At 58.5% G+C, this 14251-nt stretch carries 14 protein-coding genes; 7 read left to right on the forward strand and 7 right to left on the reverse strand.

The window, feature by feature from the left end; genetic code table 11:
* Positions 1-218: 218 nt before the first annotated feature.
* Together ACLB1Z_RS05680 and ACLB1Z_RS05685 are read left to right on the forward strand one after the other, a co-directional pair.
* Positions 219-1658 carry a helicase HerA-like domain-containing protein gene (locus tag ACLB1Z_RS05680; RefSeq protein WP_409562438.1) on the forward strand — a complete coding sequence of 480 codons (1440 nt, stop codon included), beginning with the start codon at positions 219-221 and terminating at the stop codon, positions 1656-1658.
* A gap of 126 nt (positions 1659-1784) precedes the next feature.
* Positions 1785-2081, forward strand: coding sequence for a DUF4236 domain-containing protein (locus ACLB1Z_RS05685; protein WP_409562439.1), 297 nt, complete (start codon positions 1785-1787; stop codon positions 2079-2081).
* Between the two features lie 92 nt (positions 2082-2173).
* Here the strand turns inward: ACLB1Z_RS05685 and ACLB1Z_RS05690 are convergent, their stop codons facing one another.
* Positions 2174-3427 carry a patatin-like phospholipase family protein gene (locus tag ACLB1Z_RS05690; RefSeq protein WP_409562440.1) on the reverse strand — a complete coding sequence of 418 codons (1254 nt, stop codon included), beginning with the start codon at positions 3425-3427 and terminating at the stop codon, positions 2174-2176.
* Between the two features lie 234 nt (positions 3428-3661).
* Positions 3662-4252, reverse strand: a complete 591-nt coding sequence (locus ACLB1Z_RS05695; protein ID WP_409562441.1) for a superoxide dismutase — start codon at positions 4250-4252, stop codon at positions 3662-3664.
* A 700-nt stretch (positions 4253-4952) separates the two neighbouring features.
* Here ACLB1Z_RS05695 and ACLB1Z_RS05700 point away from each other — a divergent pair.
* From ACLB1Z_RS05700 to groL, 3 genes are all read left to right on the forward strand, one after another.
* Complete coding sequence (locus ACLB1Z_RS05700) at positions 4953-5282, forward strand: H-NS family nucleoid-associated regulatory protein (protein WP_409562442.1); 330 nt, start codon at positions 4953-4955, stop codon at positions 5280-5282.
* Positions 5283-5736: 454 nt separating this feature from the next.
* The gene (gene groES / locus ACLB1Z_RS05705) at positions 5737-6051 is read left to right on the forward strand and encodes a co-chaperone GroES (RefSeq protein ID WP_013946533.1); all 315 of its coding nucleotides are present in this window, start codon (positions 5737-5739) and stop codon (positions 6049-6051) included.
* Between the two features lie 39 nt (positions 6052-6090).
* On the forward strand, positions 6091-7737 hold the full coding sequence (gene groL, locus ACLB1Z_RS05710; protein WP_409562443.1) for a chaperonin GroEL: 1647 nt from the start codon (positions 6091-6093) through the stop codon (positions 7735-7737).
* Positions 7738-8017: 280 nt separating this feature from the next.
* On the opposite strand, the gene ACLB1Z_RS05715 is transcribed toward groL, so the two are convergent.
* On the reverse strand, positions 8018-9592 hold the full coding sequence (locus tag ACLB1Z_RS05715) for a hypothetical protein (protein WP_409562444.1): 1575 nt from the start codon (positions 9590-9592) through the stop codon (positions 8018-8020).
* A 110-nt stretch (positions 9593-9702) separates the two neighbouring features.
* Between ACLB1Z_RS05715 and ACLB1Z_RS05720 the strand changes: the two genes are divergently transcribed.
* Together ACLB1Z_RS05720 and ACLB1Z_RS05725 are read left to right on the forward strand one after the other, a co-directional pair.
* On the forward strand, positions 9703-10524 hold the full coding sequence (locus ACLB1Z_RS05720; RefSeq protein WP_409562445.1) for a hypothetical protein: 822 nt from the start codon (positions 9703-9705) through the stop codon (positions 10522-10524).
* 186 nt (positions 10525-10710) lie between these two features.
* Positions 10711-10893, forward strand: a complete 183-nt coding sequence (locus tag ACLB1Z_RS05725; RefSeq protein ID WP_409562446.1) for a hypothetical protein — start codon at positions 10711-10713, stop codon at positions 10891-10893.
* 15 nt (positions 10894-10908) lie between these two features.
* Here the strand turns inward: ACLB1Z_RS05725 and ACLB1Z_RS05730 are convergent, their stop codons facing one another.
* From ACLB1Z_RS05730 to ACLB1Z_RS05745, 4 genes are all read right to left on the reverse strand, one after another.
* Positions 10909-11580, reverse strand: coding sequence for a class I SAM-dependent methyltransferase (locus ACLB1Z_RS05730; protein WP_409562447.1), 672 nt, complete (start codon positions 11578-11580; stop codon positions 10909-10911).
* Between the two features lie 7 nt (positions 11581-11587).
* Positions 11588-12832 (reverse strand): DUF3419 family protein, encoded by a 1245-nt coding sequence (locus tag ACLB1Z_RS05735; RefSeq protein ID WP_409562448.1) that lies wholly within the window; start codon positions 12830-12832, stop codon positions 11588-11590.
* 48 nt (positions 12833-12880) lie between these two features.
* Positions 12881-13624: a UDP-2,3-diacylglucosamine diphosphatase gene (locus ACLB1Z_RS05740; RefSeq protein ID WP_409563229.1), complete on the reverse strand. Its 744-nt coding sequence runs from the start codon at positions 13622-13624 to the stop codon at positions 12881-12883.
* A 335-nt stretch (positions 13625-13959) separates the two neighbouring features.
* A complete protein-coding gene (locus ACLB1Z_RS05745) occupies positions 13960-14193 on the reverse strand; it encodes a hypothetical protein (protein ID WP_013946543.1) in 234 nt (77 codons plus the stop codon).
* Between the last annotated feature and the right edge of the window lie 58 nt (positions 14194-14251).

Raw genomic sequence — 14251 nt, forward strand, 5'->3', positions numbered from 1 at the left:
CAACTTGGTTCCCAAATCATTAGGGGCGTTATCGATAGGGTATCTTTCCAGTATACCCCCTAAAGCAGTTCGTGCGAGCCTGAAATTGCCATGTGGCTTGGCCGAATTGCCGCGCTGGGGCGAGGCTGGGTTGACGTTTGCGTCGGCTGGACGGGCGTGGCATCACGGCAGGAATGGCCGCCGCGCGAGTCGGCCGTTTCGATACGCGAGGAGGCACTATGACCGGCAAGCATGGGCCCGAGGACAGTGGCGAAGCGGTCGCCGATCCTCGCGACTATGTCCAAGATGGCTTGATCCTCATTGGCGTCAGTAAGTCAGGCCACGAACCGGCGGCGGAATGTATCGAGCTTGCGCTGGCCAACCGGCACGGTCTTATCACGGGCGCGACCGGCACCGGCAAGACCGTTACGCTTCAGGTGCTGGCCGAAGGCTTCTCAGCGGCCGGCGTTCCGGTTTTTGCTTCCGACATCAAGGGCGATCTTTCGGGGATCGCTGCAAAGGGTACGCCTGCGCCGAAGCTTGTCGAGCGGGCGAAAGAAATCGGGCTGACGAACTACGGCAACACTTCGTTCCCGACGGCGTTCTGGGACATCTTCGGTAAAGACGGGCATCCCGTTCGCGCGGCCGTGCAGGAAATGGGACCGTTGTTGCTCTCGCGATTGATGGAGCTGACCGAGCCACAGGAAGGCGTGCTCAATATCGCGTTCCGCTGGGCGGAGGACGAACGCGCGGCCGGTGACGCGAAAATGACGATCCTCGATCTGCAGGATCTGCGCGCGGTCATCGACGAGATGGGCAAGAAAGCCTCGACGTTGCGCAGCAAATACGGGCACGTCGCGCCGGCAACTGTGGGCGTTATCCAGCGCCGTCTCCTTGTTCTTGAAGAGCAAGGCGCCGACCGGTTTTTCGGTGAGCCTGCGCTCGACATCATGGATTTTCTGAAGGTCGATGCGGACGGTCGCGGCATCGTCAACGTGCTTGCGGCTGAAAAGTTGATGAACACGCCGCGCCTTTACGCTACGTTCCTGCTTTGGCTGTTGACCGAGCTTTTCGAGAAGCTGCCGGAGGTGGGCGATCTCGAAAAGCCCAAGCTCGTATTTCTGTTCGACGAAGCGCATTTACTGTTCAATGACGCGCCGAAAGCGGTGCTCGAACAGGTCGAACGCGTGTCGCGGCTGATCCGTTCGAAAGGCGTCGGCGTCTATTATGTGACGCAGAGCCCGAGCGACGTTCCCGATCGCGTCTCGGCACAGCTCGGCAACCGAATTCAGCACGCGTTGCGCGCCTTCACGCCGAGGGAGCAGAAAGCGATCCGCGCTGCTGCCGAGACGTTCCGGCCCAATCCGAGCATCGATACCGAGCGCGCCATTCAGGAGCTCCGCGTCGGTGAAGCGCTGGTCTCGTTACTGCGCGGCAAGGGCGAACCGTCGATGGTCGAGCGGACGTTGATCCGGCCGCCGATGTCGCGCGTCGGGCCACTTACCGCGGAGGAGAGGAAAAAGCTCATCGCCGCCGATAGCGACAACGTCAAGAAGTACGCCAAGGGCCTCGATCGCGAATCAGCACACGAGCGCTTACAGGATCGCAGCACGATGTTGGGGCAGCTCAAGCACAGCGCGAAGAAGGTCTTTCCCGGTCTTTTTGGCAGTAAAGGCTGACAGCGGAGCGAATCCGTTGAAAGTCACAATTGGAGCCATTAGGTTTTTTTGGAGATTCGCAAAACGCGAGTACCGTGGCGCGTAAATTGGATGATTTAACCGGCAGGCGCCGACGAGGAGACTGAGATGGGCTATTTCCGGTTTCGCAAGACATTTACAATTCTTCCCGGCGTTCGCATCAATCTCAGCAAGACCGGCGTCAGCAGCAGTGTCGGCGGCAACGGCGCGACGCTGAATGTCGGGAAGCAGGGGCCGGTGGTGACGTTCGGCATTCCGGGTACGGGTCTCAGCTATCGCGCGCCGGTGAGCCTTGCGATCCTGCTGTTGGTTGTGGCGGCCGTTGCCATCGTCGGTATCGCCTATCTGGTTGCGCCGGACGCTGTGAAGACACTGCTGCATTGGTGGCAGCCGCGCTGGTTCTGAGCTTAAGATTAAGCGACGGCCTCGTTCAGACGATGGGAAGCGCTGGCGAAAGCCGGCCCTTTTGCTTTTTAGCTGCGGTCGGTTGATGCGGGTCAGCCGTTGCCTGCGGCCAGCGGCTCAGGCAGGCTGGGGCGTGGCTGCTGACCATCGACTCCAATCGGAGCCACACCCGGCGGATGTTTCAGCCAAATGCCGCTGCGGCCGACCTGAACGCCCTTGGCATAAAGAGCCGCCTGATACTTAGGATCGTAGATTTCTTTGGTCTTGTAATCGAACGATGGCGGCACAGCCAGGAAGTTGAAATCGGCGCCACCATCAAGCGCAACGCGGTAGATGTGATAAACCTCGCCCATGTTCTGGCTCTTGATGAGCGTTGAAATCGAGCGGCCGGCGATCTGTAGCGTCGTCGGCTTTACGACTTCCTGGTCCGGGGTGGCTTTGCCGTTCTTTATGATGAAGTACCGGCGGATCGGCGGCTGGTCGTAAAGAACGTCGAAAGCTTTGATGGGCGCATCGACCGGGCTGATGAAGACTTCGCGGGTGGTGCCCCCGTCAACGTGCAACTCGTCATACATTCTGCCGTCGGCGACGACTTCAATTTTGACCGGCGGGAAGGCGGCGGGAATAGCAGCGGACGCCAAGATGACCTTGCGAAACAGCTCGATCGCCTGGGGAGATCTTTTGAGGGCGATTTCGCCCATGTTCCAAACAACCGGGCGCTGGGCATCGAGGTTCGTCGTCAGGACCAAGAGAATGCGACCGCGCTTGTATTGCGCAGCGATCCGGTCGAGAAATTTTTCATTGACATAGTGGGCGATGAGGTTCTGCAGGGGAGCGGTGCTCGAAAGAGCAGGGCCGCCGAAAAGACCTGACAGAATTTCTGGCGTCGCGACCTGATCCTGTTTGTATTGCGTCCAGATGGCGTGAAGCTTTTCGTCTTCGGACGGTCCGAGAAAGGCGAACGGCGCAATGATTGCCCCGGCGCTGACGCCCGTTACCACCTGGAATTCCGGACGGTCGCCGCGCTTCGTCCAGCCGGCGAGGACGCCCGCGCCGAATGCGCCGTCGGAACCGCCGCCTGAAAGAGCGAGCGTATCGACGACTTTGCGGCCGGCTACGGTTCTCGCGTGCTTACCTAGCTTGGGCATGTGCGCAGTACGCCGCCGGATTTCGGCGATAGGATCTTTTGGAACTTCATCGCCCCAGAAGCGAACGCCGGGCATGCCCGGAATTTCCGCAGTTTCGGCGAGGGAGGCGCTGGAAATCCCGTTGCGCGTCATAATTGTCGCGCACCCGGTGAGAACGAGCGCGAAGATCAACGTGACAGCAACGTGCAATCTCGGCACGAACACTCGGATCCCCCGCCCCTCAGTAATACCCCGCCTACTGTACGAGTTTTAGGGCACGGACAAGGCGGCGGCAACGGCGTGCGGCGAGCTTCCACGCCAAGTCTCTGATTCAGCAGGTGTTCGAGTGGCCCTAGCGCATCAGTTCGAATGCGGAGTTTAAAGGCGCAAAAAAAAAGGCGCCGGCATTACGAGCCAATGCCGGCGCCAACAAATGTTTCGACGACGTGTCGTTTAGCCGACGAGAGCCTCGACGTGCTCCCAGTTGACGAGGTTGTCGAACCAGGCTTCGAGGTACTTCGGACGGGCGTTGCGGTAGTCGATGTAGTAGCTGTGCTCCCAGACATCGACGCCGAGGATCGGCTTGGAGCCGTACATCAGCGGATTTTCACCGTTCGGCGTTTTGACGACTTCAAGTTTGCCGTCCTTCACCGCAAGCCAAGCCCAGCCCGAGCCGAACTGGCCCTTGCCGGCTTCGATGAAGTCGTTGCGCACCTTGTCGAAGCCGCCGTAACCGTCGACAAGCTTCTGGACGTTGCCGGGCAGCTTGTTGCCGCCGCCGCCCTTCTTCATCCACTGCCAGAAATGCAGATGGTTATAGTGCTGGCCAACGTTGTTGATGAGGCCCTGGGCCTTATCGGCGTAGGCGTTCTTGACGATATCTTCGAGCGACTGGCCCTCGTACTTCGAGCCAGCAAGCAGCTTGTTGCCATTTTCGACATACGCCAAGTGATGCTTGTCGTGGTGAAACTCGAGTGTCTCGGCCGACATGAACGGCGCGAGAGCATCATAGGCATAAGGAAGATCAGGTAATTTCAGCGTCATAGACGGCCACTCATCATGTTGCGGGGTGGATTGAAAGCCGCGGGAACGTAGCTTTTGAAACCAGCTTACACAAGTCGAAGGCTGAACCCGCGGTTGGCGATGCAGTTCCACTGCGCCGACACTAATCGGCGATTTTCGTCGTTCGCATATCGATCTTCCGGATGGTGGGAGAGATTTAATGGCGGACGCTGGGCTCCAAAATTCGCGGCGGGCTGCGACCCAGATAAAGTCAACAATTTAATAATTTGAATGCCGTGAGAGCCTTCAAGATCGCTGCAAAGAATGCCGGCCGTAATTTCTTTCTTTTGCCATCAATGCAAATTCGTATTTTAGTATCTACACGGATTGTTTGCGGGTATTATTAGAAGAACGCGATTTTCGATTGCGATCCGGTAAGGGTCCGGCTGTTGGAAAGGCTGAATTCATTGGCAAGATTTCGTGCTATTTCTCAGCCTGAGCGTTTGTTCGTAGGCGCATTTTAGGTGGTGATATCGCTCCGCTTAAACTAATGAATTGGCGGCATTGAAAAATATGTGATCCGCCATTTCTCGTTTGCGGAATATTCACGAGTATTTATGAGGTTGCGTTGACACGGTGACACATCTCGGAGATTCCTGCTGCGCAGGGGTCGGGATGTGATTACACCGGCGGGCAGGAAATCTAGTAGAGGTTGTCGTTGGTGATGCGAAAAGTAAAATCTATGGCGACGATCAATGTCGACAAACTTTCCCTGAAGGAGCTTGTCGACCTTGAAACGAAAGTTCAGAAGGCGATCGCAGCCGCTCGGGACCGGGAACGCGCCGAACTAAAAAAGAAAGTCGCGGATCTTGCAGAAACACACGGATTTTCCGTGGCCGAATTATTTGGTGCAAGCCGCGGACGCGGCGCAGTAAAAGGCAAGTCGATCGGCGTTGCGAAATACGCCAATCCTGAAAATAAAGCCGATACCTGGACGGGGCGCGGTCGTAAGCCGAACTGGCTGGTCGAACGGCTTAGGAAAGGTGCTAAGCTTGCCGATTTCGCGATTTGATGTCGCGAAATTTGTATGACGGGGCAACTGAGGAAAATGCGGAATTCTCATCGCAGAATAACTGTTTGCGATAAATGAATTGCGCGAACCCGCTCTTCAGAAAAATGGATTTCAAGTTGTCGCGCGATATAAACATCGCGCGCGATTTGTAATTGTGAGCTGCAACCGCTTTGTTGTTGCAACTTTTGGCGCGGCCATCGGATGACGGCACGGCCCGCCATGGCCCCGTGCTACTGCGGTGTTCAATAAGGCGAACGCCCATACTAATGGATCACGTTTTAGCACTCAAGTATTGACAGTGCTAACAGTGCGCACCATATATCCGTCGCGTTCGGGCTCGTCAGCGATCCTGCTCGCAGTGCACCGGCGGACAGCAATGTCCGTTGCCTGCGGCCTGGCATCCTAGGCTGCGAACAAAAGACAAATCGTCTAGCCAAATCATGAGGTTACCCCCATGGCGTTCCGTCCTCTCCACGATCGTGTCGTCGTGAAACGCATTGAGGAAGAAGCAAAGACTGCAGGCGGGATCATCATCCCCGACACCGCCAAGGAAAAGCCCCAGCAGGGCGAAGTTGTGGCCGTTGGCCCCGGCGCTCGCGATGAAGCGGGCAAGGTCGTTCCCCTCGACGTCAAGGTCGGCGATCGCGTTCTGTTCGGCAAGTGGTCGGGCAGCGAAGTCAAGATCGACGGCGAAGATCTCCTGATCATGAAAGAGAGCGACATTCTCGGCGTTCTCTCGGCCCCGGCAAAGTCCAAGGCCGCCGCTTAATTTCATCCCCCTATTTGCCAAGCTTAGGAGTTGCTCAACATGGCAGCTAAAGACGTCAAGTTTGCCCAGGACGCCCGCGAGCGCATGCTGCGTGGTGTCGACATTCTTGCCAACGCCGTGAAAGTCACGCTCGGCCCGAAGGGTCGCAACGTCGTTATCGAGAAGTCGTTCGGCGCACCGCGCATCACCAAGGACGGTGTGACGGTCGCGAAGGAAATCGAGCTCGAAGACAAGTTCGAGAATATGGGCGCGCAGATGCTCAAAGAGGTCGCCTCGAAGACGGCCGACCTCGCCGGTGACGGCACCACGACGGCAACGGTTCTTGCCCAGGCGATCGTTCGCGAAGGCGCGAAGTCGGTTGCTGCCGGCTCGAACCCGATGGACCTGAAGCGCGGTATCGACCTCGCCGTTCTGGCCATCGTCGAAGACCTCAAGACCAACTCGAAGAAGGTCGCGAAGGATCAGATCGCTCAAGTCGGCACGATCTCGGCGAATGGCGACGAAATCGTCGGCAAGAAGATTGCCGAAGCGATGGACAAGGTCGGTTCGGAAGGCGTCATCACGGTTGAAGAATCCAAGACGCTCGATTTCGAACTCGATGTCGTCGAAGGCATGCAGTTCGATCGTGGTTACCTGTCGCCGTACTTCATTACCAACGCCGACAAGATGATTGCTGAACTCGAGAATCCCTACATTCTCATCCACGAGAAGAAGCTTTCGGGTCTCCAGGCGATGCTTCCGGTTCTCGAAGCCGTCGTCCAGTCGGGCAAGCCGCTCCTCATCATCGCTGAAGACGTCGAAGGCGAAGCTCTCGCGACGCTCGTCGTCAACAAGCTGCGCGGCGGCCTCAAGGTTGCTGCCGTCAAGGCTCCGGGCTTCGGCGATCGCCGCAAGGCCATGCTGGAAGACATCGCAGTCCTGACGGGCGGCACGGTGATCTCGGAAGATCTCGGCATCAAGCTCGAGACGGTTACGCTGCAGATGCTCGGCCGCTCCAAGAAGGTGACGATCGACAAGGAAAACACGACGATTGTCGATGGTTCGGGCAAGAAGGCCGACATCGAAGCGCGCGTCAAGCAGATCAAGGCGCAGATCGAGGAAACGTCCTCGGACTACGACCGTGAGAAGCTCCAGGAGCGTCTTGCCAAGCTCGCCGGCGGCGTTGCCGTCATCAAGGTCGGCGGTGCGACGGAAGTCGAAGTTAAAGAGCGCAAGGACCGCGTCGACGACGCTCTGCACGCAACGCGCGCAGCCGTCGAAGAGGGTATCGTCCCGGGCGGCGGCGTTGCGCTTCTCCGCGCTGCGAAGGCTCTCGACTCGCTGAAGCCTGAGAACGACGACCAGAAGGTCGGCATCAACATCGTCCGCAAGGCGCTGCAGGCTCCGGCTCGCCAGATCTCGACCAACGCCGGTGAAGACGGTTCGGTGATCGTCGGCAAGATCCTCGAGAACTCGAAGTACGCTTACGGCTACAACGCTCAGTCCCACGAGTACGGCGATCTGTACTCGCAGGGCGTCATCGACCCGACGAAGGTCGTGCGTTGCGCGCTGCAGGATGCCGCTTCGGTTTCGGGCCTGCTGATCACGACGGAAGCCATGATCGCCGACGTGCCGAAGAAGGACGCTGGCCACTCGCACGGCGCTCCCGGCGGCGGCATGGGCGGCATGGGCGGAATGGATTTCTAATTTAATTGCGCCGGGCGACTCCGCTCCGCGGAGCCGGCCGCCCGGCGCAGTTGATCCTTTTGCTTGCGCCTTCCGACTCTCCTACGTCGAGCCGGCCGGAAGGCGCAGTCGATCCTCGAAAATCAAAAAGCCCCGCAGTGACGCGGGGCTTTTTTGTTTGGGATGCCAGCGAATTTCAAAATCGCGGCGCTATCGGCTCTGCTCGGACGTTTCTTGGCGAACTGACCGAGCTTGCCAGCGTTGCAGGCTTCTTCAAACGAGCGCTGTTTGCCCCGGGACCTTAAGCGTTTCGCAAATTCAAAACAGCCGCAGCAGATTCCGATAGCCTAGCACGAAGGGCAATTACCTGCTTAAGAAGCACAGGGTCATTTGTGTAACGCCATTCGTGCCCGAATTTAATTTCTCCGGGATCGGCGCCAGGCGAATTTCTAGGAACCTTAACTTTTACCCAAAGCGCTTCGTAGCAGCCCAGTAGCGCCCTTGCGGCATCCCATAGTTCCTTGGCGTAAGGCTCAAGCGCTTGGTCGGCTATGACCCGTTCTCGAATTCGTTCGGCTTCCTCGCTTAGAAAAATTTCTTTCGCCTCATTGTACGGCGGTTGAGCGCCGAGCTGGTCCCGAAATCTGACAGCAATCATCTTCAGCTCCGGCGGGGCCAAAGGGCTAGCTTTCGAATGCGTTTTGATTTGGGGCCCGCCTACATCTGGCTGTTGTCCCGCTGTCTCATCGCGCCGCAAACGATCAATGAATCCCGGCAATTGAAACTGAGGAATTGATATTTTCACCCAATCCTGCAGCGGGCCAAACTCGCCCAAAGTATGTATCTCTGAGCCGTTCTCCCTAAGATTTCTGGGGTGCAGAGTTTTAGGCGGAACACGGCTCATTTTTTCTGAAGGCACTTGAGCCCCCCAGACTTCCAACAGATCGGGATTATCGTGCGCTTCCATGATCAGCAGGACGATAAATTGGTAGAGCCGAAGTTCCCCTCCCATCGATACATCGCTGAACAGTCCAGTTTCCTCAAAACAGGTTTTTGCAGCTTCCAGAATTGGAACAAAATCGTGAAGTGGCCAGAAACTTTCGACCTCCGCTTTATTCAATCTTAAGTCAAAATATGGAGAACTATCGCGGGGAAGCCTATCGCGGGGAATTGTGCGAAGCGGCTCACTCGTCAAGTCGGCAAAAACTGACGCGTGCTCAATTTGCCAGTCCTGCCAATGGGTCGTTTCGATCAATTTATGGGGCCGCGTTTGATCGGTGCGGCCCCATACGCGCATGCTCCCGGCGCTAGCTAGTTGGTAAAAGTCGTTGAGGACGTCAAAACTCCTAGCGACTTCAGCCGTAAATTCCGGACTGATGGGTCCGGTCCTTGGTCTACGCTGCCAACTTCTGCTGATCGCATACTGAAGCGCGGAGCGAGCTTCTGTGTCGTAGGGTGCGATTTCTTTTTTCGCGACCGAAGGAGGATCGTCTGCACCTTTAACATCTGTCGGTACTGATTGTGCCGTCAGTTCATATTTTGCGAATTCATATATTGCGTAGATCAACGCGGCGGCAATCGCGGCGTATAAGACGATTTCTATGATGATCGCCGTCACCTTGGCCTCTGGGACATTGAGCCAAGCGCTAAGCTGTTCGGTGATCCATTCCGTGATCGCGTTGCCAGTGATTTGGTCTACAAGCCATTTGACAACGAAGCTGGTGGCAACCCAGACGACGGCCTTCCAGGCGTTTTGAGGGGTGAGCCCCGCGCGAATGTTTTTGAGCATGACCGTATGTGTGTGCTTCGACGGTGCCACGATGGCCGCTGCGCCAAAGCCTACCGCGCTACACTGAGAGAGGCCAAACCGTTCCACACGCCCTCTGATCACCTCCACAATTTATAGCTGTGCACAATCTGTCGCAGGCATTTGCGTCGGCTCGAATTGCTGTACTTTATTACTGCGCATTACTGGAAAATTTGAAGATGAGCGTCCGCATGTTCAGTCATGCGCAGGCGAAGCGGAAACTTATTCTCAAAATACTAAGAAAAGGGAAGAAGATGTCGGCCGATATCCTGTCCAAGCTCAAGACCTTACACGACGACGTTCGTGCGCGCATTGAGGCGACGCCGGACTTCAAGGCCATGAAAGCCGTCGAGCGCGCGATCAGTGAGCTCGATGAAATTCTTGCTGTGCCAGTTGCCGCCAATAGCGACGCTGTGGAGGCCGAACCGGCCGAGGCAGCCGTAGAGGAGGCAGCATGCGAAGAAGCCGCTCCGGAGGCTGCTGCTGCTGCCGAAGAAGCGATGCCGGAGGAGGCTGCTGCTGAAGAAGCGGCGGCTGAACCGACGGTCGAAGACGTGGTTGAGGCCGCTGTCGTCGAAACCGCAGAAGCCTCGATGGAGGAGCCAGCCGCTGAGGCTGCGCCGGAGGCTGCTGCGGAGGCGGCCGAAGCTCCGGCTGAGGCGGCGGCGGAGGAACCCGCAGCCGAAGCTACGGAAACGGCGGAGGCCGCGATCGAAGCATCTGCGGAAGCTGAAGCGCCCGTCGCGGAGGCCGCCGAAGAAGCGGCTCCCGAGGCAGAGGCTGCTGCGCCTGAGGCTCCGGTGGGGGAAGCCGCTCCGGCGGCAGCAGAGGCGGCCGAGGTCGCACCAGCCGAAGAGGCTGCTCCGGAGGCAGACGCCGGCGAAGCTCCGGAAGAAGCGGCAGCGGAGGCGCAAGACGATAAACCCGTTGCGGCGGCCGTCATGCCCAACGGCGCGGCGCATCCGGCCGAAGCACCGGCTGCCACCCCGCCGGCGGAATAAATCGCAATCATGCGATTGTGATAATTACGAAAGCCCTGGTGCTCGCGCTGGGGCTTTTGCGTGCGGTGCGAAGTGTGGAACGCTCGCGCCTGGTTCCCGATTGAGGCTTTGGGAGCGACTGTCACGCCCCTGGATCAAATCCTGGATCAAAGGGGGCCAAACAAAAAAGCGCAGGGAGGCTTTGTCATGAATGCCGTCGAAATCCATGATCATGCCCGTAAGCTTTACGATGTGCAGGGCGCGAAGGCGCTCGCAGAAGCGGCGCAGATGGTTCGTCGCTATGAAAAGACCGGAGACGAGCGCACGGCAGAAGACTGGCGGCGCATCGAGCTGGCGCTCCGGCAGCTTCTCGGGCCTCGCGTCAGCTAGGTTGCCGACGCGGCGTTACGAAAGCTTCGCACCGATGCAGACGTGGGCTGCATAATCGAAGCGGCCGTGGTGGAAAGCGGCGCTTCGACCACTGCGGCGGGCGACGTCGCGCACGACGTCTTCGAGCTCCTGACGTGGCGTGACGCTGAATTTCGTCAGCCACGCGCGCATGCCGCGTCGCGCCAAGGAGGGCATGGTAGCCATCGTGCCGAAGTCGACGATGTGCAATTCGCCCGTTGGCGAGAGCTGTGAGACGGCGCGGGCGATCACGTCCTGCCAGGGCGGAATCATCGACAGTGCGTATGAAATGAAGATGCGGTCGATGTTGGCGATGCCGAAAAGCTCGGACGCCGAGAACGTCGTGGCGTCGGCCTGGGCAATCGTGACGATGTCGCGAAACGGGCTTCGGTCGATCGAGGCGCGCGCCGTCTTCAACATTTCTTCTGAAACGTCGAGACCGTAGAACTTCGCCAGCGGATAGCGGCGCGCAGCGCGCAGCAGATTGCGGGCCGTGCCGCAGCCGACTTCGAGCACCGTGCCGCCGACCGGAGGCGCAAGCTCGGCGATCATCTGATCGCGGCCGATCAGATAGTAGCGTCGCGTGAAATCATAAATGTAGCGCTGATGGCGATACATGCCATCCATGGCGCTCGCAGCGCTTTCGGTCATTGCGGCGGCGTCGCTCATGATAGGATCAGGCGTTCTTGATGTAGAGGTGGAAGCCGCCGTAGATCGCCGAGCGATCCTTGGCGTGGATCTCAGCGGATTTGGCGGCGTCATAGGTCCACTGGCCGAGCGTCGCGTCGGCGACACGGCCCGGCAGGATGCTTTCCTCGCCGGCGGTGCGGAAGATGACGCGGGCGCCGGGGCGCGCAGTGCGGGTGATTTGATCCCACAGCGCATTCAAGGCTGCGTCGTCCATCCAGTCCTGGGCATCGAGCAGGATATAGCGATCGAGGCTTTCGGCCGGCTCGCCAGAGAGGAAGCGGATCATGTTGTCGTGGACAACCTCGACTCGGTTGGCGCGCGCCTTGACCGCCATGAAGTTCGCTTTTTCGAGATACGGCGGGCAGGGGCCTTCGCCCTGCGTCGCGTAGCTGCGGCCGAAGGCCTGCCAAGCGAAATAGTTGTCTTTCAGATCGAAGCCCGTCGCCAGGCGTTCGGCCCGTTCCTTCAAAACGTCGGCCATCGTGCGAGCGCCGCCGCCGGAAAGCGCGTCATACTGCACCGGCGGAATGCCGAGGCCGAACAGCGACGCCCGGTTTGACGTGATCCAGCGCAAGACAGGATGGCTGAAGGCCGGTCCGATGTCGCGCGCAAAGATCTCGCGCTGCTCTTCGATCGAACGGGCTTCAAGCAGACGCTTCGGTTTGGCGCCGAACACGCGCGCAGCGAGATGGCCTGTCGCGATGAAGCGGCCAAGCAGCCCGAAATGATAGAAATTGCGCGCGAAGCGCGTGATGCGGCGGCGGCCCGTCAGCTCGCGGCCTTCCCAATAGGCGCGGGTATCGGCGTCGAGATGCGGCGCGATGAGATCGTTATAGAGGGCGACGTTGCGGCGGTCATTGGCGGCGCCGAAGAAGCGATAGAACGTGGCATGGTTCGGCAGATGCTGAGCTGCGGCGACCTTCAGCTTGAGCAGCGCGATGTGCGTGGCGTTGAGATCGACGGCATAGATGCGCGCCGGATTGGCCGAGAGGTAGCTCATGACGTTGCAGCCGCCGGAGGCGATGGTCATGATGCGCGTTTGCGGGGTGATCTCCAGCGCTTCCATATCGGCGCGCGGGTCTTCCCAGATCTGCGGGTAGACCATTGAGCGGAAAGCGAAGGTGAAGGTGCGCTCAAGGATACCGGCGAGACTCAGCGCACGGTTCTGATGCACAGCTTCGCTCAGAAGATCGATGCTCGTCGGTTCGAGGGCTTTGGCGGTCGCGTTCACGTGGGATACTCCGTTCGCCGGCTCGCTTTTCGTCCGGCATAATTGCCGTTAAGCGGCTTCGATCAACCAGCGGCCGGAAGGCGCCTGCGAGGCGCGCGCGGCCAAATGCTCTTTCCAACGAATGATTTCAAATTGGCCGTCGAAGCGTTCGCCGATGGCGGTGCAGCTTTCGACCCAGTCGCCGCAGTTCATGTAGTGAATGCCGTCGATCTGCCGCGAGTTGGCGTGATGGATGTGGCCGCAAATGAGGCCCTGGGCGTCGCGCCGCTTGGCTTCGCCTGCCAACGCTTCCTCGAATTCGCCGATGTAGTTCACGGCGCTTTTCACTTTGTGCTTCAGGAAGGCCGACAGCGACCAATGACCGAGGCCGAACATGCGACGCGCAAAGTTCAGCGGCACGTTAAGCGCGAGAGCTGCGTCATAGGACCGGTCGCCGAGAAATGCGAGCCAGCGGGCGTAACGCACGACGACGTCGAATTCATCACCATGCAAAATGAGATAGCGCTTGCCGTCGGCGGCTTCATGAATGGCATCGCGGCGGATTTCGACGCCGCCGAAGTTCATGCCGGTATAGTCGCGCAGGCCGTCATCGTGGTTGCCCGGAATGTAGACGACGCGGGTGCCTTTACGCGCCTTGCGCAGAAGCTTTTGTAAAACGTCGTTGTGGCTCTGCGGCCAATAAGGACCGCGGCGGACTTTCCAGAAATCGACGATATCGCCGACGAGGTAGAGGTTCTGGCATTCGACGTATTTCAGAAAGTCGAGAAGAGCAGTCGATTGGCAATTGCGCATTCCGAGGTGAATGTCGGAAATAAAAACGGTTCGGTAGTTCAATTCCGGATTTGGTGCGCTCAAGGTCGGCCCCCAGTCAGTGCGCTTCCCATAAATGCGTCTATGCATTTCATGTAAAACGTAGGACGGGATTCATGTAACAGGCGTATGACGAACGCCTGCGGCCGGTGGCGTCGAGTGTAAGAAATCGCAGCAATTTATGGGTTTACCAACAGCCCGAGACGGCGCGCGCGAGAGATGCCGGCGGTTTCGATCGCCGCAAAAGTGTCATATGGCGAATATGCGACACACTGATGATTGCGCTGCCATCCACGCGACGGCAGCGCAATTTCGTATCAGTATTCGATGCGCTGAAAGATATGCTCCCAGGCGTAGAGCAGAATGGTGTCGACAGCGCCAACAAGAAGAAACGCCAGCGCGATCGGTGATGTCGAATTTTCGGGAAGGCCCATATCGACGCCCCTCGTCGATACGGCCAATGCTGCAGTCAGACTGAGAAGAGCGAGAACGGCGAAGACAATTTGAACGAACTTGAGCGAACGCTCACGCTCACGGCCGATGCTGTCCATCAGGGTGTCTCCTCAACGCAATACAAATGGGTGAACCCCGGAGAGAGACTTTAGTCGG

Origin of the sequence: Hyphomicrobium sp. MC8b (assembly GCF_905067615.1) — a bacterium.
GTDB lineage: Bacteria > Pseudomonadota > Alphaproteobacteria > Rhizobiales > Hyphomicrobiaceae > Hyphomicrobium_B.

Coding starts and splice junctions, on each gene's coding strand:
- ACLB1Z_RS05680 (WP_409562438.1), top strand. CDS start 219: ATGACCGGCAAGCATGGGCCCGAGGACAGTGGCGAAGCGGTCGCCGAT.
- ACLB1Z_RS05685 (WP_409562439.1), top strand. CDS start 1,785: ATGGGCTATTTCCGGTTTCGCAAGACATTTACAATTCTTCCCGGCGTT.
- ACLB1Z_RS05695 (WP_409562441.1), bottom strand. CDS start 4,252: ATGACGCTGAAATTACCTGATCTTCCTTATGCCTATGATGCTCTCGCG.
- ACLB1Z_RS05700 (WP_409562442.1), top strand. CDS start 4,953: ATGGCGACGATCAATGTCGACAAACTTTCCCTGAAGGAGCTTGTCGAC.
- groES (WP_013946533.1), top strand. CDS start 5,737: ATGGCGTTCCGTCCTCTCCACGATCGTGTCGTCGTGAAACGCATTGAG.
- groL (WP_409562443.1), top strand. CDS start 6,091: ATGGCAGCTAAAGACGTCAAGTTTGCCCAGGACGCCCGCGAGCGCATG.
- ACLB1Z_RS05720 (WP_409562445.1), top strand. CDS start 9,703: ATGAGCGTCCGCATGTTCAGTCATGCGCAGGCGAAGCGGAAACTTATT.
- ACLB1Z_RS05725 (WP_409562446.1), top strand. CDS start 10,711: ATGAATGCCGTCGAAATCCATGATCATGCCCGTAAGCTTTACGATGTG.
- ACLB1Z_RS05730 (WP_409562447.1), bottom strand. CDS start 11,580: ATGAGCGACGCCGCCGCAATGACCGAAAGCGCTGCGAGCGCCATGGAT.
- ACLB1Z_RS05740 (WP_409563229.1), bottom strand. CDS start 13,624: ATGCGCAATTGCCAATCGACTGCTCTTCTCGACTTTCTGAAATACGTC.
- ACLB1Z_RS05745 (WP_013946543.1), bottom strand. CDS start 14,193: ATGGACAGCATCGGCCGTGAGCGTGAGCGTTCGCTCAAGTTCGTTCAA.